Below are 23,401 nucleotides of genomic sequence, written 5' to 3' on the forward strand. Positions count from 1 at the left end.
TCAAATCGTTAAGTGACTGATCCACGACACAAAGGCCTCGCAGAAAACTGCGGGGCCTTTTCAAAAGCTCGGTGGCGTACACGCACTGATTACTTCGCAGGTATCATCACTTCGATTGCGAAAACGGTGCGGCAATTTGCTATCAAACAAATAGCCGTCCCCGGCACCAAGCACCGACACCTGACCATCTACAGTCACCTCGATTGATCCGCGAACAACGATGCCGGCCTCTTCACCTTCGTGGGATAAGGCTTGGGGCCCGGTATCCGCACCGGCGGGGTATGTTTCATGCAGAACCTGCAAAGTATGATTCTGTGCATCACCCAGCATGCGCAGCGAAAGCTTCGCGCCGCTGTCTGGCGTGATTTCGGTAAATTCAGTAGATTTATAGAACACCTTAGGCGCCTCGCCTGTTTCGATGGTCGAGAAAAACTCGGCCATAGAGATCGGAATGGCATCGAGCAGACTTTTCAACGACGCAACCGAAGGGCTGGTGCGATTCTGTTCGATCAGCGATATCGTCCCGTTTGTCAGCCCGGCCCTGTTCGCCAGCTCGCGTTGAGACAACCCTTTTTGCTTTCGGATGGTCTTGAGTTTGTGTCCGATGTCCACTTGGGCGATCCTTGCTGCTGTCTGCACCGTTCGTAGCGCCGGTTGATTGTGTTGTCACAGGCAAAATTCAGCCCGTTCAGCCAAAATTCGTCATCCACCGAAAATCAACAATTGACAAGTATATTAAACGGGATGATAGGATTTTTTAAACGCACGATTTGCGTCCCAACCAAAGGATTTCAGATATGTCCGGTACTGCCAAGAAAACGCGCCGCAAGGCCGCTCCGAAAGCCAAGAAAACAACAATGGCTGAAGTGAACCCTGTTGTGGATACGATTGTATCCGATGCGGTTGCCGCGACACAGGTTGAGATGACGAATGCACAGTTGATTGCACGTCGCGAGGCTGCTGTGCCCCGTGGTGTTGCGTCTGCCGCGCCGATCTACGCCAAATTTGCTGAAAACGCCGAGCTTTGGGACGTTGAAGGCAACCGCTTTATCGACTTTGTCGGCGGTATTGGTGTGCTGAACACCGGTCACCGTCACCCCGGTGTTGTGGCTGCGGCCAAAGCGCAGGAAGACCTGTACACACACACATCCTTCCAGGTCGTACCATATGCGCCTTATATCGAGCTTGCCGAACGTCTGAACGCACTGGCCCCCGGCCATGCGCCCAAGAAGACGCTGCTGGTCACAACAGGTGCCGAAGCGGTTGAGAACGCTGTAAAGATCGCTCGCGCTGCCACAGGCCGTCCGGGTGTGATTGCCTTTACCGGTGGTTACCACGGTCGCACACTTTTGACGCTTGGTATGACCGGCAAAGTGTCGCCTTACAAAAAAGACGTGGGTCCTTTCCCGGCGGATGTTTTCCGTGCGCCTTTCCCAAGTGCCCGTGACGGGATTACTGTTGAAGATGCGATCACCGGTCTCAAGAACCTGTTCCTGACGGATGCGCAGCCCAGCCGTGTAGCCTGTATCATCATCGAGCCTGTATTGGGCGAAGGCGGATACACACCTGTTCCGTTCGACATGATGCGCCAACTGCGCGAGATCTGCGACGAGCACGGTATCTTGCTGATTGCTGATGAAGTGCAGGCAGGTTTTGGTCGTACGGGCACCTGGTTCGCGATTGAGCATTCCGGCGTTGTGCCTGACCTGATCACCGTGGCGAAATCCATGGCCGGTGGCTATCCGCTGGCTGGCGTTATTGGTCGTGCCGATGTGATGGACGCGATGGAGCCGGGCGGTCTGGGTGGTACCTACGGCGGCAACCCCGTTGCCTGTGCGGCAGCCTTGGCCGCAATTGACGCCATCGAAGGCGAAGGCCTTCTGGCCCGCTCCGCCGCGATGGGTGAAAAACTCAAAGCGCGTTTTGCCGAGATTGGCGCACGTTCCGCACCGTTCCGGTTCTGGGACATTCGTGGCTTGGGTGCGATGGTTGCGGTTGAATTCGTGACCGATTTTGACAGCGCCAATCCCGATGCCGCCTTTACCAAGAGCGTGATCGCTCACGCGATGAGCCGCGGTTTGCTGCTGCTGAGCTGTGGCATGCACGGCAATGCGATCCGTGTGATGGTGCCGCTGACAGCTTCCGATACGATCGTCGAAGAAGGTCTGGCGATCTTTGAAGCGGCTGTTCAAGCCGCGGTTGCTGATCACGCCTAAGCGATAAGGCTTCGTAATTGAAAAAGCGCAGTGGGAAACCGCTGCGCTTTTTTGTTGTGATCAGGCTATTCGATTGGCGCAAAGGAATCCGCGCGCGCCCGTGCCCAGCGACTTTTGTTTCCGCGAAAGTCTTCCGCTGTATCGTCCAGCAGATACCCTTCCGGCAAATACCCAAACACATCGTTGCCCTCGACCATACTCTTGTCGCCCTGACGTAGCATCAGGTGATAGGGCAAAAACCCGCTTGGATGGTCCAGACCGGCGGCCCCTGTCATCTCGCCCAGCGCTTCCATCGTATTGCGGTGGAACCGCGCGACCCGTTCGCTTTTGTGCGGAATATTCAGCGCTCGCATGCGAACCTCGTCCTGGGTGGCCACGCCGACGGGGCAGTGATTGGTGTGGCAAGCTTGCGCCTGAATACACCCAATCGAGAACATGAAGCCGCGCGCCGAATTGCACCAATCCGCGCCAAGGGCCAACGCCCGGGCAATATCAAAGGCCGAGACAACCTTGCCCGCTGCGCCCACCTTGATCTCGTCACGCAAGCCAGCGCCGCGCAGGGTGTTGTGAACAAAGGTCAGCCCTTCGATCATCGGCATCCCGACATGGTTTGAAAATTCGACAGGTGCCGCGCCCGTGCCACCTTCGGTACCGTCCACAATGATGAAATCCGGGTTGATACCGGTTTCCAGCATCGCTTTGACGATACACATAAACTCCCGCCGATGCCCGATGCACAGCTTGAAACCTACCGGTTTGCCCCCCGACAATTCACGCAACTGGCCGATGAACTCCATCATCTCGATCGGGGTTGAAAAGGCGGAATGCGCGGCGGGCGATATACAATCCTTGCCCATCGGCACGCCACGCGCCTCGGCAATCTCTGGCGTGATCTTGGATGCTGGCAGCAAACCACCATGCCCCGGTTTCGCACCTTGGCTCAGCTTCAGTTCAATCATCTTGACCTGATCAAGCGAGGCGGTTTCGCGGAATTTTTCTGGATCGAAAGATCCGTCCGCTGCCCGACTGCCAAAATAGCCGGAGGCAAGTTGATAGATGAGATCCCCGCCGCCCGCTTTGTGATAACGACTGACCGAACCTTCGCCCGTATCATGAGCGAAACCGCCCAGCTTGGCCCCGGTGTTCAACGCTTCGATGGCATTCGCCGACAGCGAACCAAAGCTCATCGCGGATATGTTGTAAAGTGAGGCGGAATAGGGCTGTTTGCACTGCGACCCCCCGATGGTCGTGCGAAAATCATAGTTATCGATGTGCACCGGTGCCACCGAATGTGTGACCCATGAATAGCCGGCATCATACACCCGAAGCCGCGTCCCGAAAGGCCGCGCATCCTCCTGGCCTTTGGCGCGTTGGTAGACGAGCGAGCGGGCATCGCGGCTGAAGGGTTCTTCGTCCTGATCGGACTCGATCAGGTACTGCCGGATCTCGGGGCGGATTCCCTCGAAAAAGAACCGCATGTGCCCCAACACCGGATAGTTCCGCAGGATCGAATGCTTCGTCTGGAGCACATCGTAGATGCCCATCCCGGAAAGCACTGCAAAAAGTGCGAAAGGCAGGATGAACCAACTGCTCCAGCTGAACATTAGGACAAACGTCAGTAAGGCAAGAAGGATCACTCCGGCAAAGGTCGCAAATCTGGTCATCAGGCGAAGGTCGGGCATGTAAGTGTCCTATGTACAGCAGGTTTGGGTCATTTCTTAACTGACGGTGAACGTGGCTTTGCGCAAGCCTTTGGTAGGGCAGGAGCGCTGCACGACCAATAAAGAAAAGCCCGAATATACCGCAGGCACCGTCCCCTAAATGTTTAATATACTAGGCAATTGTATGATTTTCTATTTATTCACGGAGCAATTGAAAACCTTCCTTGTGGATATTTAAAAACCTGCCTACGCTCGGATTCAGATTCCTTAACGTTCAGCCCAAAATGCGGGACTGATCGCCATAGGAGCAGGGGTATGATCCCGGTGAGCCCTGACGGTAACAACCGTCTTTCTGGTTTGCCTGCGCCATATCTCTAACGACGAGAGGTGCCGGGATAGGCATCTTTCGATAGACAAAATAAGGGAGAAATGCATGAAACTGTTTAAAATGCTCGCATTTGCCGGAGCAATGGCCGCAGGCTCGGCGGCAACGGCACAAGAGAAATTCATCACCATTGGTACCGGCGGCCAGACCGGCGTTTACTTTGTTGTGGGTCAGTCAATCTGCCGGTTGGTGAACCGCGGATCGGCCGAGCACAATCTGAAATGCACAGCGCCTTCCACGGGTGGGTCAATTGCCAATATCAATGCCATCAAGGCTGGTGATATGGACATGGGCGTTGCTCAGTCCGACTGGCAGTTCCACGCCTACAACGGCTCTTCTCAGTTTGAGGGCGACAAGTTCGACAAACTGCGCGCGGTCTTTTCCGTACACGGCGAGCCATTCAACGTGATCGCCCGCAAGGACAGCGGCATCAAGTCGTTGGATGACCTGAAGGGGAAGCGCGTCAACATCGGCAACCCCGGTTCCGGTCAGCGCGCCACGATGGAAGTCGTCATGGACGCCAAAGGCTGGACGCTGGATGACTTTGCGCTCGCTTCCGAGTTGAAGCCTGCCGAGCAAGCCGCCGCGCTGGGCGACAACAAGGTCGATGCCATCATCTATACCGTGGGCCACCCCAACGGCTCCATTCAGGAAGCGGTATCAACAATTGATGCAGAACTGGTAAACGTTGGCGGTCCCGAGATCGAAAAGCTGATCGCGGACAACCCTTACTACGCTGCGGCCTCCATTCCTGGTGGCATGTACAAGGGTACGGATGAAACAGTGAACACCTTTGGTGTGAAGGCGACATTCGTGACCTCTGCTGACGTGGACGAAGATACGATCTATCAGGTTGTTAAAGCCGTGTTCGATAACTTTGACCGCTTCAAGCGTCTGCACCCAGCGTTCGAAAACCTGACCGAAGAAGAGATGATCTCTGGCGGTCTGTCTGCGCCACTCCACGCTGGTGCGGCGAAGTACTATAAAGAGCGCGGCTGGATGGAATAATCCAACCGATCTTATGCACGACCCAAGGCGGCGCTTTAAGTGCCGCCTTGTGGCCCCGACCGGGCCGAAAAACGCACCTGCGATAACGTGGGGCAACAGGGGGACGACACAATGACAGACAACGATCAGCAACAAGCCGCTGCCGTGGAAGCCGAGGCCGCAGGGCGCGGCGGGCTGAGCCAGGCAGAGCTTGACGAACTTGTCGCGTCTTCTGACACAGGTGGCAGGAATGTAAGCGGCCCCGTCGGCATGTTGCTGATGTTGGTAGCCCTCGCCTGGTCCCTCTTTCAACTTTATATCGCTTCGCCGTTTGGGCTTTTTAACGACACGCTGGCACGGTCCATCCACCTTGGCTTTGCGATTTTCCTCGGGGTGATGATGTTCCCCGCCGCCCGCACAAAATTCCAGGTCGCGCTTGGTGTGATTGTACCGCTGGCATTGGCCGCACTATTCATGATCGCCGCCAAGGATGGCGTTGCGACATGGTGGATCCCGATTCCCGCCCTTGCGGTGGCAGCAACAGTGGTCTTGGGGTCGCCCAAGAATCACATTCCTCTTTGGGAATGGGCGTTGGCCATCGTTGGCACAGCCGCCGCTTTGTATCTGTTCCTTTTCTACCGTGACATCGCCACCCGCGTGGGTGCGCCGATCATGCAAGACTATGTTGCCGCCGTTGTCGGCATATTGATCCTGCTTGAGGCGACGCGCCGTGCGCTTGGCCCTGCGCTGATGATCGTCGCGTCTGTCTTTCTGCTCTACACTGTGCTTGGTCCGAACATGCCAAGCATCATCGCACACAAGGGGAACTCCCTGTCCGAGATTGTGAACCACCAGTGGATCACCACCGAAGGCGTCTTTGGCATCGCGCTGGGCGTATCGACGTCTTTCGTATTCCTCTTTGTGCTTTTCGGATCCCTTTTGGACCGTGCGGGCGCTGGCAACTATTTCATTCAGGTTGCCTTTAGTCTGATGGGTCACATGCGTGGCGGGCCGGCGAAAGCAGCGGTGGTGGCCTCTGCCATGACCGGCCTGATTTCCGGCTCTTCCATCGCGAACGTGGTGACCACCGGTACATTTACAATTCCGCTGATGAAGAAGGTCGGCTTCAGCTCCGAAAAAGCCGGCGCTGTCGAGGTTGCCTCTTCGGTTAACGGGCAGATCATGCCGCCTGTGATGGGTGCTGCGGCTTTCCTGATGGTCGAATATGTGGGCATTCCTTATTTCGACGTGGTCAAACACGCCTTCCTGCCTGCGGTCATTTCCTACATCGCGCTGGTCTACATTGTACATCTTGAGGCGATGAAAGCCGGGATGCAGGGTTTGCCTCGCGCCTATACACCCGGTCCGCTGCTTCAGCGTCTTGTCGGGATTGTGTTCGCCATTATCGCAATCTGCGCGCTGTCTTTCGCGGTCTACTACGGCATGGGCTGGATCCGCCCCGCCTTCCCTGAAACGGCGTCTTACATCATCTTTGCCTTCATCACGCTGATCTATATCGGCCTGCTATATGTCGCGAGCAAAGAGAAACCGCTCAAGATGGACGATCCGAATGCCGAGGTAACTTCGCTGCCGATGCCCGGTCCTACTGCACGGTCCGGTTTGCACTTTATCCTGCCGGTGGTTGTTCTGGTCTGGGCGTTGATGGTGGACCGCCTTAGCCCCGGTTTGTCGGCCTTCTGGGCGTCGGCTTATATGGTGTTCATCCTGCTGACGCAGCGCCCGCTGATGGCGATCATGCGCGGCGAAAGCAAACTGGCATCGGACATCAAGGACGGTTTCCTAGATCTGATTGATGGACTGGTCACGGGTGCCCGCAACATGATCGGGATCGGTATCGCCACGGCGACTGCCGGTATTATCGTGGGTGCGGTCAGCCAGACCGGTGTGGGGTCTGCCCTTGCGGACGTGGTCGAAGTGCTGTCGGGCGGAAATATCCTTGCCATTCTGGCGCTGACGGCTGTGCTGTCGCTGATCCTTGGTATGGGCCTGCCGACCACGGCGAACTACATTGTTGTCTCTGCCCTGCTCGCGCCTGTCATTGTGACGCTGGGACAGCAAAACGGCCTGATCGTGCCGTTGATCGCGGTTCACCTGTTTGTCTTCTACTTCGGCATTATGGCAGATGTGACGCCGCCTGTTGGCCTTGCGTCTTTCGCGGCGGCAGCCGTATCGGGCGGTGACCCGATCAAAACCGGTGTGGTGGCGTTCTTCTATTCGCTGCGCACCGCGGCGCTGCCATTCCTTTTCATCTTCAACACAGAACTTTTGTTGATCGGCGTCACATGGGGGCAGGGATTGTTTGTTTTTGTCGTTGCCACGATTGCGATGCTGCTGTTCGCGGCAGCCACCCAAGGCTGGTTCCTGACGAGAAACCGTTTCTACGAAACGATCGCGCTGCTGCTTATCGCCTTTACGCTGTTCCGTCCGGGGTTCTGGATGGACATGGTTTCCGCACCCTATGACGAGGTTGCACCCGTCGAGATACAGCAGGCGGCAAATGATACCCCGGCGGGTAATGATCTGCGGCTGCGCATTGCGGGGATGAACGATTTGGGGGATCCAATTGAATTCGTCGCGATCCTGCCGATTGGCGAAGGTGCGACGGGTGCCGAGAAGCTGGAGAACGCGGGACTTGTGTTCCGGGAGGATGGCGACAAGATGATCATCGACGATGTGAGTTTTGGCTCGCCTGCGCAAAATGCCGGCCTGGACTGGGATCAGGAAGTGCTGCGCGTGCTCAAGCCCGTCTCTCAACCGAGCAAATATTTCATGTTCATTCCAGCGTTGCTGCTGCTTGCGCTGGTGGTGTTCCTGCAAAGGGGCCGGGTCGCCCGCGCACCGAAACAGGCAGTGGCGGCGTAGCTGTCATTTTTGGGCAACGCTCATATCCGGCTCATGAAGTCGTGTTAATCAGGGGCGACTTCCCCTGTTTCCCTCCGTCCCATATGGGCGTATGGGACGTGCAAAGCGGCGTTTATGCTTGGGGTGTCTCCCCAATGCGCCGTATTTCACGGAGTAACCAGATATGACACCTTTCGCAATTGCCGGCGTGCAGATGTACGTCAACGCCCTCGAATCCAATGTCGATGGCATGATCCACCGCCTTGATATCCTCATGGCCCGTTTTCCATGGACACAGATGGTGCTGTTCTCTGAGCTGGCACCCTTTGGCCCGCTCGATAAATTCGCGCTTCCGCCGGAAAACGAGACGATCGAACGCTTTCAGGCCGCAGCGGCCAAGCACCGCGTCTGGCTGATCCCGGGGTCGATGTTCTTGAAAGACCCGAAAGACGGCCGCGTTTACAACACCTCGGTGGTGATCAACCCCGAAGGTGAAGTGATCCGCCGTTATGCCAAGATGTTCCCATTCCGCCCTTACGAGGCCGGAATTGCGGCAGGTGCCGAATTCTGCATCTTTGATGTGCCGGATGTCGGGCGCTTTGGCCTGTCGATCTGTTATGACATGTGGTTCCCCGAAACCACGCGCCAGTTGACTTCTCAAGGTGTTGAAGTGCTCTTGCACCCGGTGCTGACGGGTACCACCGACCGCGATGCAGAGCTTGCGATTGCACGTGCCACGGCAGCGCAATTCCAGTGCTACATCATTGATGTGAACGGTTTGGGCGCTGGTGGTGTCGGTAAATCCTGTGTGGTTGATCCAACGTCGATGGTGCTGCACCAATCCGCAGGGCAAGAAGACATGTTCCCGATCGAGATCGATCTGTCGATGGTACGTCGCCAGCGCGAGGCGGGCATGAAAGGTCTGGGGCAGGTTCTGAAGTCCTTCCGTGACCGTTCGACAGATTTTTCCGTTTATGACCGGAACAGCGGAACCGATGCATTCCTCCATACGTTGGGCCCCCTAGAAATACCACAACAGGGGAACCGCGCGGGTCTTCACGTAGATGTGCCTGCGCAACGCGTACCAGATGCACCAGCCTTCAAGGGACAAGATGCGACGCCGGGTTTTGCGATGAACCAGCCTGAGTTTGCGCCGGAACCCCTTCCCAATCCAACAGCAGGGACCGCTTCGGAACCCGAAGTTGCCCCGACACCAGCGGATCCGTCCGCTGCTATGCCCAATCCACCCGTTAAGCCCGGCATTCTGACGGGAACGGAACAATCATCCAGCGGCTGAACTGAGGCAAAACGGCCCGGCGCTTTAACGCGGCGGGCCCGAATGCAGCAGGGTCGCCGCTAAGCGGAGAAGACACGATGCATTCGATGAACGAATATTCCTCAGCGATTCAGTTGCGATCTGATCGATGGAGCGCGTTGCGTGAGGCAACGAATGCGATGACCCGAGATCCGGGTTCAAGAGACAGCAAAAAGCTATCGAAGCAGATTGAAGAACTGTTCACATCGCTGGCAATGATCGAAGCGTATTGGGCGTTCCCCGGTATGCAGGCTTTTGATCACTTGCGGCGGCAATTTGACCACGGCAGCTATGAAGACTTGGCCTTTGCTGTAAGTCGCGTCACCCGCGCCCTGACAACGGGGGCATATCGTCGTCGGCATATACCGCTGGACCGTGATAGCGTTGAACAGGAAGATGACGACGAGGCGATGCTGCCGCCGGAGGCGCGCGCACTGGCCAAGCCCTATTTCGAGGTGCTGATCGTTGATGATGTGAATGACCAGCAAGAGCGCTGGCTCAAGACCAATGTCGCACGGATGCGCCGCAACGAAGATCAATTTATTTACGAAGCAGTTGTCGTTCCCAGTATTGAGGACGCTTTGATCGCGGTCCTGTTCAACCACAACATTCAGGCCATTGTCGTCCGCCCCGGCCTGACGCTGAAATCAACGACAGATCAAGACATTCTGACCCGCTACCTCGCTCGTGCAGGCGGCCGCGAAGAGATCGAGGCGATTCTGCCTGAAAACTATGGGCCCGAGCTTTGCCGGATGATCGCCAAAGTACGTCCCGAACTTGACGCCTACCTGGTCACCGAGCGGTCAGTCGAAGATATCGCGGGTCACGATCTGGGTATTTGTCGGCGGGTTTTTTACAACCAAGAAGACTTTATGGAGTTGCACCTAAATATCCTGCGCGGCGTGCAATCACGCAATAAGTCTCCGTTCTTCACGGCGTTGGTCGAATACTCAAAACAGCCCACCGGTGTCTTCCACGCCATGCCGATCAGCCGTGGTAAGTCGATTACCCGGTCACATTGGATCCAAGATATGGGTGCCTTCTATGGCCCCAATATCTTTCTAGCGGAAACCTCGGCTACCTCGGGCGGGTTGGACAGCCTGCTGGAACCGCATGGACCAATCAAGGAAGCGCAAGAGCTTGCCGCGCGGGCCTTTGGATCAAAGCAGACGTTCTTTGCCACAAACGGCACCTCGACCTGTAACAAGATCGTTGTGCAAGCCCTGATCAAACCCGGTGATATCGTCCTTGTCGACCGCGATTGCCACAAATCGCACCACTACGGTATGGTGCTGGCTGGCGCTCAGGTCTGTTACCTCGACAGCTATCCGCTGAATGAATACTCCATGTACGGGGCGGTGCCGCTGCATGAGATCAAGAAGCAACTGCTTGAGCTGAAAGCGGCGGGGAAGCTGGATCAGGTTCGGATGCTGCTGCTGACCAACTGCACCTTCGACGGCCTGATCTACAATGTTGAGCGGGTGATGGAGGAATGTCTGGCCATCAAGCCTGACCTGATCTTCCTCTGGGACGAGGCATGGTTTGCTTTTGCCCGGTTCAGCCCAACCTACCGCCAGCGCACTGCCATGAACACGGCCAACACGCTGCGAGCAAAGCTGCGGACCGAGGCGCACGAGCGGATGTATGAAGCACAGCAAAGTTTGTTGGCCGATGCAGACGATGAAACACTGTTGAACACGCGTTTGATCCCGCCACCCTCTGCCCGCGTACGGGCCTATGCCACGCAATCGACACACAAAACCCTGACGTCGCTGCGGCAAGGTTCGATGATCCATGTCAACGACCAGGACTTCAAAGGAGAGGTCGAGCAATCTTTCCACGAAGCCTACATGACGCACACGTCCACTTCGCCCAACTATCAGATTATCGCATCGCTGGATGTCGGCCGCCGACAGGTTGAATTGGAAGGGTTCGAGTTTGTCCAGCGCCAGGTCGAGGCTGCAATGTCCATGCGCCGGGCAATTTCCGATCACCCTCTGCTCAGTAAGTATTTCAAGGTTCTGACAGCGGGCGACATGATCCCCGAAGAACACCGGGAGAGTGGTGTCACCAGCTACTACGACACCGAACAGGGCTGGACCGATATGTGGGACTGCTACGAGAAGGACGAGTTCGCGCTTGATCCGACCCGTGTGACCCTTGCGGTTGGCGGCACCGGTTGGGATGGCGATACCTTCAAGACGCAGATTTTGATGGATAAATACGGCATCCAGATCAACAAGACCTCGCGCAATACCGTGTTGTTCATGACGAATATCGGCACCACCCGATCAAGTGTTGCCTATCTGATCGAGGTGCTGGTTGAGATCGCCAAATCGCTGGACGAACGTCTGGACGATGCAAGCCGGATGGAGAGATTGTCGCACGACAAGCGCGTGACAAACTTGATGGAACACTATCCCCCATTGCCCGACTTCAGCCGGTTTCACGAAGCGTTCAAGGCCCAAGGCACGCCCGAAGGAGACATCAGGACCGCTTATTATCTGAGCTATGATGACAACAACTGTGATTACCTTGATCTCGACGGATCGCTGCGGGATGCGATGGAGGCGGGCAAGACCATCGTATCGGCTTCATTCATCATCCCCTACCCGCCGGGCTTTCCGATCCTGGTGCCGGGCCAGGTCATCAGTGATGAAATTCTGTCGTTTATGCGCGCGCTCGACGTCAGCGAAATCCACGGCTACCGGCCTGACTTGGGCCTGCGCGTTTTCACGGATGAAGCGCTGGAAAGTGTGAAACCGAAACATTTGTCTCAATCACCGACTGCTTAAAGAAAAGGACCAATTAAATGGCTACAGTTCTGAAAAATATCTCCGAAATCCGCCGGTTCTTTCACCGCAACGAAGACCCAGTCTATTTCATCTCGGCGACCAACTTTAACCTGTTGGGCCTCGATGAATGGGTCAAGAACTTCAAGTACATCTGCTATATCGACTGCTACGGCGGCAAGCACCCGAACGTGTTCTGCCCTTCGGAACAGCCGCATGCGGAATTCCAGTCTATCGAGGACATCAACAACTACCTTCTGCAGCACAAGGAAGTCATCGACTTCATCAAGCGGCGCGGAGGTAAACCCAAATTTGTTTTCCTGATGTTTGACGAGGAGACAGAGCGTTTGTCCAAAGAGTTGGGCGCGACGGTTTGGTTCCCGAAGGCCAAACTGCGCACGTCGATGGACAACAAGATCGAGACTGTTCGCATCGGCAATAAAGCAGGCGTGCCATCGGTGCCGAACGTGCTGGCCGAAGTGAAGTCCTATGAAGACCTGCAAAAGACCTGCGAAAAAGCGGGGATCGGCCATGATTTGGTGCTGCAGTCCGCCTTTGGCGACAGTGGCCACACGACATTCTTTATCAAATCCGAAGCTGACTTCCGCCGTCATGAGAGCGAGATCATCGGCGAAGGCGAAATCAAGATCATGAAACGCATCGACTGTCGCGGTGCGGCGATTGAGGCCTGTGCGACAAAAGAGGGCACAATCGTTGGTCCGCTGATGACCGAGCTGGTGGGCTTCAAAGAGCTGACCCCCTACCGTGGTGGCTGGTGTGGCAACGAAATTTTGTCGACAGCCTTTCCGCAGAAAGTACGTGACCGGGCGCGCGAGTTGACGTTCAAATTTGGTGAGCAGCTACGCAAGGAAGGGTATCGCGGGTATTTCGAACTCGACTTCCTGATCGACAAAAAGACCGGCGACCTGTGGCTGGGCGAGTTGAACCCGCGCATCACGGGCGCGTCTTCCATGACAAACCACGCGGCCTTTGCGCATGCGGATGCGCCATTGTTCCTGTTCCACCTGCTTGAATTCTCACGGAAGAAATTCAATCTGGATGTGGATGAATTGAACGCGCGTTGGGCAGATCCCGACAATATCGACAGCTGGTCGCAGATGGTGATCAAGCACACCGAGGACAGCGTCGACATCTGTACTGCCGCACCTGAAACCGGCATCTACAAGATGAAGGAAGACGGCAGCGTCGTCTTTGACCGCTTCGACTATCACCGCCGTGCGGTGGAATCCGAGAACGAAGCGTTCTTCCTCTCGATCCTGCGTCCGGGTGAGTACCGCTATGAAGGGGCCGACATCGGCATTCTGGTGACGCGAGGTCGCTCCATGACCAAGAGTTTCCAGTTGAATGAACGTGCGAAAAAGTGGATTCACGGAATCAAGCAATCTGTGGATGGCAAACCTCTGCCTACCGCACAGGCTGGTCCCGCTCTCGCAGATCCGGCGTTCAAAATCCTGTAACCGAAAGGCTCCGATGTACTGGCGCGCCCTAGATATAGAATCGCCCGGTCCCAAGTGGGCCGGGCTTTTCGCTGAATATTGGCCTGACTACCGCAAGTGGTGGCTGAAAGAGGGCGAAGGCGCGCGCCCGACCTATGGCCAATCGCGGAAGGCGCTCGCCACCCATATGCCGGAACTGATCCCGCTATACGAAGACCTGTGTACCCAAGCGGGCGGAAGCGACATGGCGGCGCGGTTTCTTAGCTTCTACAACCCACCACCCTATCTGTCTGGCTGCTCGCAGGCGATTTGGGCGGGCAAAGAGCCGGTCATGGTGCGTAACTACGACTATAACCCTAATGCCTTTGACCAATTGGTGCTGAACACGAACTGGCAAGGCCGGCAAGTGTTGGGCACTTCGGACGGGCTTTGGGGTCTTGTGGACGGGATGAATGACGCAGGCCTATCCATTTCTCTGACATTCGGCGGACGACGTTTGGTGGGCGAGGGCTTTGGCGTGCCGCTTATCCTGCGATACGTTTTGCAAACCTGTGAAACGGTGGACGAGGCGACCACCGTACTTGCCCGTGTGCCGACGCACATGAGCTATAATGTCACCGTGCTTGACCGCAAACGCAACTATGCGACCGCGATGATGGCCCCGGATCGCCCGGCGCTGATTACCCATGCAGCTGTCGCCACGAACCATCAAGAGAACGTCGAATGGATCAGCCATGCGCGGTTCACGGCAACGGTGGAACGCGAGCGGTTTTTGCTGAACCGTCTGCGGATGCACAAAGATCCCGAAGAAAAGTTCATCGCGGCATTCCTCAAACCGCCGCTTTACTCCACAGCCTTCTCAGCAGGTTTTGGTACGCTTTATACCGCCGTGTATCGCCCCAGAAAGCGTGAGATGGAATTGCGCTGGCCCGGTACGATCTGGCCGCTTTCAATGAAGGACTTTGAAGAAGGTGCCCGTGAAGTGCTGGTGCCGGGGGCCGCATGAGCAAGGGTCCACTGGCATCCCTACGCGTGGTCGAATTCTCGGGGCTGGGTCCTGCCCCTTTGGCTGGGCAACTGCTTGCTGATCTTGGGGCCGATGTCATCACCGTCGATCGCAAAGTGGCCCCGGCCGATCCAACGGACATCAATCGGCGCGGCAAAAAATCCGTGGTACTTGATCTGAAATCCGAGGCTGGACTGCGTGATGCCTTGGCTCTTATTGCTACTGCAGATGTGGTGATCGAGGGGTTCCGCCCGGGTGTGATGGAGCGGCTGGGCCTTGGTCCCGAGGCATGTCCAAACACGCTGATTTATGCCCGTATGACCGGCTGGGGCCAGACCGGACCGTGGTCGCGTGTGGCAGGGCACGATATCAACTACCTGGCTCTAACGGGCGCTTTGCATGCGATGGGATCGGGCGACGCGCCGCCTGTACCACCGCTGAACCTCGTGGCCGATTACGGCGGCGGGTCGATGTTCCTGATCTTTGGCATCCTATCGGCGGTCATCGAACGGGGCGTGACCGGCAAGGGCCAGGTCGTTGATGCGGCAATGGTCGATGGCGTGCCTGCGATGATGGGGCTTATTCACGGGATGCTGGCCCAAGGGCGCTGGACCGAAACAAGGAGCGCCAATTGGCTGGATGGGGCCGCACCGTTTTACCGCTGCTACACCTGTGCAGATGGTAAATTCATCGCGGTCGGCGCGCTTGAACCTCAGTTTTATTCTATCCTGCTCAAAACCCTCGGCCTTGATCCAGATTATCTGGCTTCGCAGAACGACCAAACAACTTGGAGTGACCGCACCGCAGAATTCGCGGCAACGTTTGCGACACGTTCACGCGACGAATGGGCCAGTTTGTTCGATGGATTGGACGTATGCGTCGCGCCGGTGCTTGGCTTTTCAGAAGCAGCCCAGCATCCGCATATGGCCGCGAGAGGTGTGTTTGCTGCGCCATCAGGCGTTCAACAGGCCGCACCTGCGCCACGCTTCAGCGGGTTCACGCCCCAGCCTGTCGCCCCGCCCAATGCCATCGGTGCAGATACGCAGAATATTCTCTCATCACTCACGAAAAAGGCCCCCTGAAACAGGAGGCCTTTCACTAACTAGGCGCGTACTTACGCTGCTTTGCGCTCGTGATCGCCTTCTTCGATCTCTTCGACGACTTTGCTCACGAATGCGTCCAGATCTTCGGGGGACCGGCTTGTGACAATTCCTTGGTCCGCGACGACTTCGCTGTCTTCCCAGTGGGCACCTGCATTTTTCAGGTCAGTAGAGATTGAGCCGTAGGATGTCGCCTTGCGTCCTTTAATGATACCGGCTTCAACAAGCAGCCATGGCGCGTGGCAAATTGCACCAATGGTTTTGCCGTGGTCAGCAAATGACTTCACCAATGCGACTGCATCTTTGTTGGCGCGCAGAATGTCTGGGTTGATCTGACCGCCTGGCAGGACCAGCGCATCATAGTCAGCTACGTTCACGTCTGACATCGGCAGATCGGCATCTACTGACGCACCCCAATCACCGTTATCCCAACCTTTAATCGCTTCACCATCGGTAGTGGCGACGTGAACCGTGGCACCTTTGGCCTTGAGGTCTTTCAGCGGGACTTCCAGTTCCGACTGCTCGAAACCGTTGGTGGACAGGATCAGGATTTTTGCTTCTGTAATCTGTGTCATTGTTTACCTTTCTTCATTGCGCTGCATTGCGCTTCGTTCTGACAACGCACCGATCTGAAGAGTGTTCCGAGATTGCAGTGTTACCTGCGATAAAAGGCTCTATATTGGTCCGGTATGAAAGATTTCTCCGAAACACGCAGCGATATGATGCTGGACGACATTATTGTCTGTCCGCAATGCGATGCCGTGTACCGGATGAAAAAGCCTGAACATGGTGAAAGAGCCAGTTGTCAGCGTTGTCACAAAGTGTTGATCGCTCCGCGGCGAAATGCGGGCCTGCATATCATCGCAGTCTCGCTAGCGGTTCTCTTCTTGATTATCGGCGCGGCGGTCTTTCCGTTTTTGACGATTGACGCCGCTGGAAACAAGAACGCGGTTTCCATCCTCGACGCGGCGCTGGCGTTCTCGGGGGGGCCGATGATTGTCCTCTCATTGGCAACCGCGGCGCTGATCATCTTTGTTCCACTGCTGCGGGTGATGTTGACGCTCTATGTGCTGGTGCCGCTGGTTCTGGATCAACCAGCGGGACGCTACGCAATTCCGGCATTCCGTCTGTCCGAAGCGCTTCGCCCTTGGTCGATGGCAGAAATTTTCGCAATCGGGTGTGCGGTGGCGCTGGTAAAGGTTTCGGATCTGGCGCAGGTTGGCTTTGGCCCCGCGTTCTGGATGTTTGGTATTCTCGTTGTTCTCGTGATCGCGCAGGACAGCTTCATGTGTAAGTGGTCAGTATGGCATCGTCTGGAACATCCCAAAACATCGTAAGCGCGCGTGATATGGGCATTGTTGCCTGCCGCCGTTGCACGAAGGCCTTTCGGATGGGCACAAAAGTCTGTGACCGGTGCGGGCACAAGTTGCGCTCGCGCCATCCTATGAGTCTGCAAACCGTTTGGGCCTTCTGGCTGATGGGACTGATATGCTACATCCCGGCCAATACCTATCCGATGCTGCGCACCCAGACGTTATTTCAAGTCGATGAGAGCACGATCATCGCGGGTGCCGTGGAGATCGCGCATCATGGCAGCTATGGGATCGCCGCCATCATCCTTTTTGCATCGGTGGTGATCCCGCTCGCCAAGTTCTGGGCGGTGGCATATCTGGCCGTCAGCGTGAAGAACCCCACGCGGGTCTCGAACCAACGCCGCCAGCTTTTGTATGAAGTTGTCGAATACATTGGCCGCTGGTCCATGATCGACATTTTTGTGGTTGCGATCCTGTCGGCTCTGGTGCAACTCAACACATTGGCGACAATCAACCCCGGAATGGCGAGCATATTCTTTGCCTTGTCGGTCATTTTTACGATGTTGTCAGCGCAGGCCTTTGATTCCAGGCTTATTTGGGACGTACAGGCCAAATCAGGAGGCTCGGACGCAGCATGAGTGATCAGGTACCAGAAGTCTCCGTATCACCGGCACGCAAAGTGTTCCTGAGCGGTGCATCCTTTGTCTGGGTCATCCCTTTGGCGGCCTTGTTCATCGCGCTGTTCGTGGCGTGGCAGAACTTCAACTCCCGCGGTCCTTTGATCACGGTCGAGTTCGAGAAAGGCGCAGGCATCAAGGCAGGCGAAACTGAATTGCGCTACCGAGATGTGACTGTAGGTGTTGTCGAAAAGGTCGGGTTCACGGATGGGCTGGGCAGCGTCAGCGCGAGCATCCGTCTGGACAAGGAAGTTGGTCCGTTTGTCGACAATGGTTCGGTTTTCTGGATCGTTCAGCCTGAAGTCTCTGCGCAAGGGATAACCGGGCTAAGCACCGTCTTGAGCGGCGTCTATATCGAAGGGTCATGGGACGATAACATTGGCGGCGAGGCGGATACCTTTCAAGGATCGTCAGAGCCGCCCTTGATCCGTCCGGGGGAAGGCGGGCTCGAGATCGCTTTTCGCACGGTTGCGAACGGTCAATTGACGGACAATGCGCCAATCCTGTTCAAAGGGATCGAGGTCGGCAAGGTCGGTCGCGCCCGCATCGCACCGCGTGGCAACTTCGCGATTGTCGAGGCGTTGATCTATGAGGAGCACCGCCAGCTGATCAACGACTCTACGCGGTTCTGGGACACCTCGGGTTTCAGTGTCAGTATCGGTCCTGCCGGTGCCGAGATCGACTTTTCCTCAATCGCTACGCTGATCGGCGGCGGTATCACATTTGATACTTTCGTGTCAGGCGGCGGCCGTGTGTCCGATGGTACGGTATTCGAAATCTTTCCGGATCGCGAAACCGCACGAAATTCTGTTTTCAGCACCTCGGAGGTCGAGCCGCTTGAGCTGAGCGTCATCTTTGATGAGAACATCGCGGGTCTTGCTGTCGGTGCCCCGGTGGAGCTGAGTGGTCTGAAAATCGGTTCGGTCGAGGCGCTTTCGGGCGTGGTAGACTATGACCAATTCGGTGACAGCCGTGTGCGCCTGAACATCAATATTTCCATTCAACCCGCCCGCCTCGGCCTGCCGGACGAAGTGAGCGCGGAAAGCGCATTGGCTTTCCTGCAAAACCGTGTGGCCTCTGGGCTGAGGGCACGTTTGGCTTCGGCGAGCCTGCTGACCGGTGGTCTGAAAGTTGAATTGGTGATGGTGCCGGATGCGCCGGCTGCGCGCCTTACCGGCGAAGTTGGCAGCTTTCCGATTCTGCCCACAACAGAGAATGAAATGTCGGATGCGGCTGCCACGGTCGAGGGTGTCTTTACCCGCATCAACAACCTTCCCATTGAAGAATTGCTGAACGCTGCGATCAACTTTCTTGATTCCGCCGAAGGGTTCATCTCGAACGAGGATCTGCGCGAGACCCCCGGCGATGTCCGGTCGCTCTTGAGCGAATTGCAAGGCCTGGTTTCATCCGAAGATGTGCAGGGCATTCCTGTCAGTCTGAATGCAACCTTGCAGCGGGTGGAAACACTGGTCGCGACGATCGAGCAGCAAAGCATCGCAGAGCGCCTTTCAGAAGTGCTGAGCGCGGCTGCAACGGCTGCCACGGCGGTCGAGACATCCGTCGAAGGTGTGCCGTCGCTCATCGCCCAGATCGAAGCGGTCGCGGCCAAGGCTGAAACACTGGAAGTCAACGAATTGGTCAGCGAGCTTACGGCGCTCACCCGTTCCGCTGATGCGGTCGTCGGCGCGCCGGATGCCGCGGCTTTGCCCGGCTCCTTAAAGCGTGCCCTGGACGAGCTGAACTATACCTTGCAAGAACTGCGCGAAGGCGGTGCAATCGAGAACGTGAACCAGACGCTGGCCTCTGCCCGTAATGCGGCAGACAGCATTGCGGTGTCATCCCGCGACCTGCCGCAAATCGTCAATCGCCTGACCCAGCTGTTCGCACAGGCCGGGCGGACCATCGAAGGGTATAACAAGGGGGATGAGCTGAGCCGTGAGGCCGCATCCACCATGCGTGATATTCAAAAGGCGGCAGATGCCCTTGCATCTCTGGCCCGCACCATCGAACGTAATCCCAATTCTCTTTTGCTCGGAAGATAAATATGACCTTCGCTGCCCGCCTCATTTCAATCTTCCTTTTGCCACTGCTCGCGGCCTGCGGATCGGCTGACAGATACGCTGTGACGGCCCCTGCGGTCATCGAAAAAACGAACATCAGCTTTGCCGCCGTTGAGGTGCGGGATGTCTCTTTGCCCAGCTATGCCGCTGCGGACGAAATCACGATCCGCGCCGCTGACGGCACGCTGACCAGCTCTTCGGACGTGTTGTGGGCGGATGCGCCTGAACGCGCCATCGCGCTGGAACTCAGCCGGAACCTCGCGCGGATGACCAACCGCCGCGTTGCTTCCGAACCTTGGCCGTTCGAGGCTTTCCCGGATGCACGGCTCGAGATCAGATTCGCCGAACTTGTCGCGACAGAGGCGGGTCAATTTGTGACATCGGGCCAGTATTTTGTCGCCGTTGCCGATGGTCGTCGCGAGCGGTCGGGCCTGTTTGACCTGAGCGTCGCCTTCGATCCTGCCGGTGGGCCGAATGCAATCGCCCAAGCGCGCGGTCAGTTGATTCTTGATCTGGCCCGCTACATCGCGCTTAACGGGTTGAAGTAAACGTTTACCGGAAAGTCATGCGCAGATTGGCGTAAACCCCAATTGAAGCCGTGCAACATTAAAAACGGATTGAACTTCAACGCTACAAGATCATCTAAAGGTCAGGCGGGGGTTATCCCTTTGATATGATTACCGGGCGCTATCCTCCGCCACGTCGCAGATAAGGAACATAGCGTTGGGTTCGGATTTTTTAGCAAACATCGGTTTCAGTTTCGAACAGACCGATTGGTTCTTGAGATTAATCGTCGCCCTGCTCGCAGGCGCTATTCTGGGTTTGGACCGGGAAGTCAGGCAACGCCGGATTGGTATTCGAACCTATATGATGGTGTCCTTGGGATCTGCCATTTTCACAATTGTATCTGTTGAAATGTCTCAGGACCTTCAAGCGTCTGACATGGCCGCAGATCCGACGCGCGTGATCCAGGGTTTGATGGGCGGGCTGGGTTTTCTCGGAGCAGGCGCGATCATTCAGGGTAACAAGCGGGTCGGTGGTATGGTCACCGCCGCAAGCCTCTGGGTGGCAGGCGCGCTCGGGCTTTCCGCGGGGATGGGCTATGGCATGTTTTCACTGGTCTGCGCAGGGTTGGCAGCTGCTTTGCTTGCAATCAGCCGGTTCATGGAGCATCGGGGTTCGGCAGATAGGCCGGACTTGAACGATTAAAAGACAATCGTATGTTCCTCAGCAGATGACGATGCAAAGGAATGGCAATGATAAACGATCCAATTTTCTTTGATGGGTTTGATGGCCTCCTGCGCACCATTTGCGCGGCGGTGTTCCTTTATGTTGCGGTGGTCGTCGCGGTGCGGATCTTCGGCAAACGTTCGACCTCACAGATGAATAATTTCGATTGGATTGTGACGGTGGGCATCGGCTCCCTGATGGCGTCCGGCGTCATGCTGGAGGACGTTACCGTTATTGAAAGTGTGGCAGCGATTTATGTTCTGCTGGGGTTGCAATGGGCGTTGACCAGATCGATGCTGTCCTCCGATGAGGTGACGAAAGCGATCAAATCGGAACCTACTTTGCTGCTGCACCGGGGCGAGGTGATCGAAGCGGCCATGAAGCGCGAGCGTCTGACGATGGCTGAACTGCATGCCGCCGTGCGTGGCGCTGGTTTGAGCAGGATTGAAGATGTACAATGGGTCATTCTGGAGACCAACTCTTCGCTCTCTGTTATTCCGAATACGCAACCTTTGGACGATCCCAGCGTTCTGAGACATGTCGCTGGTGCAGAGCAATTGGTGCAACAGGAACCAGGTTAAGCCGGATGGCGAACGCGGACCCGCCGCTGAGTTTATGGAAAGTCATCCCATGACGGACAGAATTGATCTGCGGGTCGCCATCGTCGGGTTCGGCCCCCGCTCTCTTGGTGCGCTTGAATCGCTCATAGCTAGGGCGATGTACCAAGACGTATGTCTGTCAGTCGATATATTCGATCCCTGTGCCTGGCCCGGAGCGGGGCCGAACTACAGCCCGGATCAAAGCGAGCTTTGTATTCTGAACATTCCGGTCCGGGCTGTGGACTATCCGCCGCCCTCGTTTTTAGCCGGTGATTTTCCGTACTTTGCGGATTGGGTTGGCGAGCGGTTTGGATCTGATGCGTTTCCGCCCCGATCTTGCGTTGGCGCATATTTTTGGGAACGGTTTGTAGCGGTACAGCAAAGTTGCCCTGCCCATATCACGGTGGCCTGCTGTGATCAGAAGATTGTGGAATGTGAACCTGGCACCGCCGGTTGGATGCTTGGGTCGGCTGCACGACAACACGGGCCCTACGATGAGGTGCTCTTGTGCCAAGGTCAGCCATCAACCGAATCCGACCCGCAGATCGTCCGGTGGACCGAACATGCAGCGCAGAACGGCTTTGATCTTTTGTCAGCCTATCCAGCGAATGCCTTGCTGAATGCGGCGCAGGGTTGGAGCGATAAGGTTGTCGCGACCCGTGGTTTGGGGCTCTCCACGCTCGACGTGTTGCGATTGCTTACCAAGGGCACGGGCGGCGCGTTTGAAGGTGGTGAATACAAACCGTCGGGCCGGGAGCCTCGCGCCATTCTCCCGTTTTCCCTTAACGGAAAATTACCTGTCGCCAAGCCCGCAACGGGTGATCTGGATAGGCGCTATGACCCCACAAAGGCCGAACGATCAGCGTTCAGTGTTGCGGTTGAGGACGCGCTTGGCAAGCCGCCGGAGCATGCCCTCCGTATCATTTGTGACGCATTGATTGAGCCTGCGACCCGAATTTGTAGTGAATTACAAAGCGCGGATACCGGCGACGATGTTCGCCGTTGGCTGGAGATCGAGCGCAGCGATCCCGGTGCGCAGGACGTGCTTGACGGCGTCGACGCGCTGAAGGTCGATATCGAGATGGCCCATGGTCGGACCCCCCCTTCGGCAGGGTACGCTGTGGGTCAGGTCTGGCGCAAATTGCAGTATGAATTGCGCGAGATCTTTAACGGCGCAGAGATTGACGTAGATACCGCCGTTGCCGTCATAAAGCTGGATGAAGGGTTCAAACGCCTGAGTTACGGGCCGCCGGTAAGAGCGGCAGAAGAGCTTCTCGCGTTGATCAAGGCGGGGACTATCAGTCTTTGCGTTGTTGAGGATCCAGCCGTTGTTCTGGGACCGGAGGGATGGCAGCTGGTTGAAGAAGACGACAGGATGACGGCGCAGGTTATGGTTGATGCTGTCATCCCCAATCCGGCATTGGAGCATGTTTGCGATGATCTGATACGATACTGTATGGATGCCGGACAGATTGTGCCAGTTGCGGAAGGGATGGGGGCGAACATCGCGCCAGATGCGCAATTGCGCGACAAATCAGGTCAAACAGTCAGAGGTCTGAGTATGCTTGGCCGCTTGACCCTCGGCAGCGTGATTGCTGTCGATGGTCTGCACGATTGTTTTGGTCCGTCCGCCGACCGATGGGCCAATGCTGTCCTGAACCGCAATCATGTAACTGAGGGCTGACAGCCAATATTGCCGTGCGAATCGATCTTCGGGACGCTAGTATGTTCTCCTAATGTT

General features: G+C 56.5%; 18 protein-coding genes. 15 read left to right on the top strand and 3 right to left on the bottom strand.

All coding sequences use genetic code 11. The features are described 5' to 3' along the window. Positions 1–60: 60 nt before the first annotated feature. Positions 61–612 (bottom strand): cupin domain-containing protein, encoded by a 552-nt coding sequence (locus tag Z945_RS0109600; protein WP_025051891.1) that lies wholly within the window; start codon positions 610–612, stop codon positions 61–63. A 185-nt stretch (positions 613–797) separates the two neighbouring features. On the opposite strand from Z945_RS0109600, the gene gabT reads away from it, so the two are divergent. After that, the gene (gene gabT, locus Z945_RS0109605; protein WP_025051892.1) at positions 798–2,216 is read left to right on the top strand and encodes a 4-aminobutyrate--2-oxoglutarate transaminase; all 1,419 of its coding nucleotides are present in this window, start codon (positions 798–800) and stop codon (positions 2,214–2,216) included. A 65-nt stretch (positions 2,217–2,281) separates the two neighbouring features. Here the strand turns inward: gabT and Z945_RS0109610 are convergent, their stop codons facing one another. Next, the gene (locus Z945_RS0109610; protein ID WP_025051893.1) at positions 2,282–3,898 is read right to left on the bottom strand and encodes an FMN-binding glutamate synthase family protein; all 1,617 of its coding nucleotides are present in this window, start codon (positions 3,896–3,898) and stop codon (positions 2,282–2,284) included. Between the two features lie 412 nt (positions 3,899–4,310). Between Z945_RS0109610 and Z945_RS0109615 the strand changes: the two genes are divergently transcribed. The 7 genes from Z945_RS0109615 to Z945_RS0109645 all read left to right on the top strand — a co-directional run bounded on the left by Z945_RS0109615 (position 4,311) and on the right by Z945_RS0109645 (position 15,763). Beyond that, entirely contained in the window at positions 4,311–5,270 is a 960-nt protein-coding gene (locus tag Z945_RS0109615; RefSeq protein ID WP_025051894.1) for a TAXI family TRAP transporter solute-binding subunit, read from the top strand. Between the two features lie 111 nt (positions 5,271–5,381). Further along, entirely contained in the window at positions 5,382–8,132 is a 2,751-nt protein-coding gene (locus tag Z945_RS0109620) for a TRAP transporter permease (protein WP_025051895.1), read from the top strand. Between the two features lie 163 nt (positions 8,133–8,295). Further along, a complete protein-coding gene (locus Z945_RS0109625; RefSeq protein ID WP_025051896.1) occupies positions 8,296–9,408 on the top strand; it encodes a carbon-nitrogen hydrolase family protein in 1,113 nt (370 codons plus the stop codon). Between the two features lie 77 nt (positions 9,409–9,485). Beyond that, positions 9,486–12,221 carry an aminotransferase class I/II-fold pyridoxal phosphate-dependent enzyme gene (locus Z945_RS0109630; RefSeq protein WP_025051897.1) on the top strand — a complete coding sequence of 912 codons (2,736 nt, stop codon included), beginning with the start codon at positions 9,486–9,488 and terminating at the stop codon, positions 12,219–12,221. Positions 12,222–12,238: 17 nt separating this feature from the next. Beyond that, a complete protein-coding gene (locus tag Z945_RS0109635) occupies positions 12,239–13,696 on the top strand; it encodes a biotin carboxylase (protein ID WP_025051898.1) in 1,458 nt (485 codons plus the stop codon). Positions 13,697–13,709: 13 nt separating this feature from the next. Next, positions 13,710–14,681 carry a C45 family autoproteolytic acyltransferase/hydrolase gene (locus Z945_RS0109640; RefSeq protein WP_025051899.1) on the top strand — a complete coding sequence of 324 codons (972 nt, stop codon included), beginning with the start codon at positions 13,710–13,712 and terminating at the stop codon, positions 14,679–14,681. Then, complete coding sequence (locus tag Z945_RS0109645; RefSeq protein ID WP_025051900.1) at positions 14,678–15,763, top strand: CaiB/BaiF CoA transferase family protein; 1,086 nt, start codon at positions 14,678–14,680, stop codon at positions 15,761–15,763. The genes Z945_RS0109640 and Z945_RS0109645 overlap by 4 nt, the downstream gene beginning before the upstream one ends. A gap of 32 nt (positions 15,764–15,795) precedes the next feature. Here Z945_RS0109645 and Z945_RS0109650 read toward each other — a convergent pair whose 3' ends face one another. Next, on the bottom strand, positions 15,796–16,356 hold the full coding sequence (locus Z945_RS0109650; RefSeq protein ID WP_025051901.1) for a type 1 glutamine amidotransferase domain-containing protein: 561 nt from the start codon (positions 16,354–16,356) through the stop codon (positions 15,796–15,798). 114 nt (positions 16,357–16,470) lie between these two features. Here Z945_RS0109650 and Z945_RS0109655 point away from each other — a divergent pair, with 114 nt between their 5' ends. The 7 genes from Z945_RS0109655 to Z945_RS0109685 all read left to right on the top strand — a co-directional run bounded on the left by Z945_RS0109655 (position 16,471) and on the right by Z945_RS0109685 (position 23,344). Next, a complete protein-coding gene (locus Z945_RS0109655) occupies positions 16,471–17,118 on the top strand; it encodes a paraquat-inducible protein A (RefSeq protein WP_025051902.1) in 648 nt (215 codons plus the stop codon). An 11-nt stretch (positions 17,119–17,129) separates the two neighbouring features. Next, the gene (locus Z945_RS0109660) at positions 17,130–17,732 is read left to right on the top strand and encodes a paraquat-inducible protein A (RefSeq protein ID WP_025051903.1); all 603 of its coding nucleotides are present in this window, start codon (positions 17,130–17,132) and stop codon (positions 17,730–17,732) included. After that, positions 17,729–19,813, top strand: coding sequence for a PqiB family protein (locus Z945_RS0109665; protein ID WP_025051904.1), 2,085 nt, complete (start codon positions 17,729–17,731; stop codon positions 19,811–19,813). Before Z945_RS0109660 ends, Z945_RS0109665 begins: the two co-directional genes overlap by 4 nt. A 2-nt stretch (positions 19,814–19,815) precedes the next feature. Further along, positions 19,816–20,379 (top strand): PqiC family protein, encoded by a 564-nt coding sequence (locus Z945_RS0109670; RefSeq protein WP_025051905.1) that lies wholly within the window; start codon positions 19,816–19,818, stop codon positions 20,377–20,379. A 175-nt stretch (positions 20,380–20,554) separates the two neighbouring features. After that, on the top strand, positions 20,555–21,040 hold the full coding sequence (locus tag Z945_RS0109675; RefSeq protein WP_025051906.1) for an MgtC/SapB family protein: 486 nt from the start codon (positions 20,555–20,557) through the stop codon (positions 21,038–21,040). Positions 21,041–21,087: 47 nt separating this feature from the next. Beyond that, on the top strand, positions 21,088–21,642 hold the full coding sequence (locus Z945_RS0109680; RefSeq protein ID WP_081780985.1) for a DUF421 domain-containing protein: 555 nt from the start codon (positions 21,088–21,090) through the stop codon (positions 21,640–21,642). A 49-nt stretch (positions 21,643–21,691) separates the two neighbouring features. Then, positions 21,692–23,344 carry an FAD/NAD(P)-binding protein gene (locus tag Z945_RS0109685; protein WP_025051908.1) on the top strand — a complete coding sequence of 551 codons (1,653 nt, stop codon included), beginning with the start codon at positions 21,692–21,694 and terminating at the stop codon, positions 23,342–23,344. Positions 23,345–23,401 lie beyond the last annotated feature (57 nt).

Origin of the sequence: Sulfitobacter noctilucae, from assembly GCF_000622365.1 — a bacterium.
Classification (GTDB): domain Bacteria; phylum Pseudomonadota; class Alphaproteobacteria; order Rhodobacterales; family Rhodobacteraceae; genus Sulfitobacter; species Sulfitobacter noctilucae.

Coding starts and splice junctions, on each gene's coding strand:
- Z945_RS0109655 (WP_025051902.1), top strand. CDS start 16,471: ATGAAAGATTTCTCCGAAACACGCAGCGATATGATGCTGGACGACATT.
- Z945_RS0109680 (WP_081780985.1), top strand. CDS start 21,088: ATGATAAACGATCCAATTTTCTTTGATGGGTTTGATGGCCTCCTGCGC.
- Z945_RS0109645 (WP_025051900.1), top strand. CDS start 14,678: ATGAGCAAGGGTCCACTGGCATCCCTACGCGTGGTCGAATTCTCGGGG.
- Z945_RS0109650 (WP_025051901.1), bottom strand. CDS start 16,356: ATGACACAGATTACAGAAGCAAAAATCCTGATCCTGTCCACCAACGGT.
- gabT (WP_025051892.1), top strand. CDS start 798: ATGTCCGGTACTGCCAAGAAAACGCGCCGCAAGGCCGCTCCGAAAGCC.
- Z945_RS0109610 (WP_025051893.1), bottom strand. CDS start 3,898: ATGCCCGACCTTCGCCTGATGACCAGATTTGCGACCTTTGCCGGAGTG.
- Z945_RS0109640 (WP_025051899.1), top strand. CDS start 13,710: ATGTACTGGCGCGCCCTAGATATAGAATCGCCCGGTCCCAAGTGGGCC.
- Z945_RS0109620 (WP_025051895.1), top strand. CDS start 5,382: ATGACAGACAACGATCAGCAACAAGCCGCTGCCGTGGAAGCCGAGGCC.
- Z945_RS0109685 (WP_025051908.1), top strand. CDS start 21,692: ATGACGGACAGAATTGATCTGCGGGTCGCCATCGTCGGGTTCGGCCCC.
- Z945_RS0109670 (WP_025051905.1), top strand. CDS start 19,816: ATGACCTTCGCTGCCCGCCTCATTTCAATCTTCCTTTTGCCACTGCTC.
- Z945_RS0109665 (WP_025051904.1), top strand. CDS start 17,729: ATGAGTGATCAGGTACCAGAAGTCTCCGTATCACCGGCACGCAAAGTG.
- Z945_RS0109660 (WP_025051903.1), top strand. CDS start 17,130: ATGGGCATTGTTGCCTGCCGCCGTTGCACGAAGGCCTTTCGGATGGGC.
- Z945_RS0109625 (WP_025051896.1), top strand. CDS start 8,296: ATGACACCTTTCGCAATTGCCGGCGTGCAGATGTACGTCAACGCCCTC.
- Z945_RS0109635 (WP_025051898.1), top strand. CDS start 12,239: ATGGCTACAGTTCTGAAAAATATCTCCGAAATCCGCCGGTTCTTTCAC.
- Z945_RS0109615 (WP_025051894.1), top strand. CDS start 4,311: ATGAAACTGTTTAAAATGCTCGCATTTGCCGGAGCAATGGCCGCAGGC.
- Z945_RS0109630 (WP_025051897.1), top strand. CDS start 9,486: ATGCATTCGATGAACGAATATTCCTCAGCGATTCAGTTGCGATCTGAT.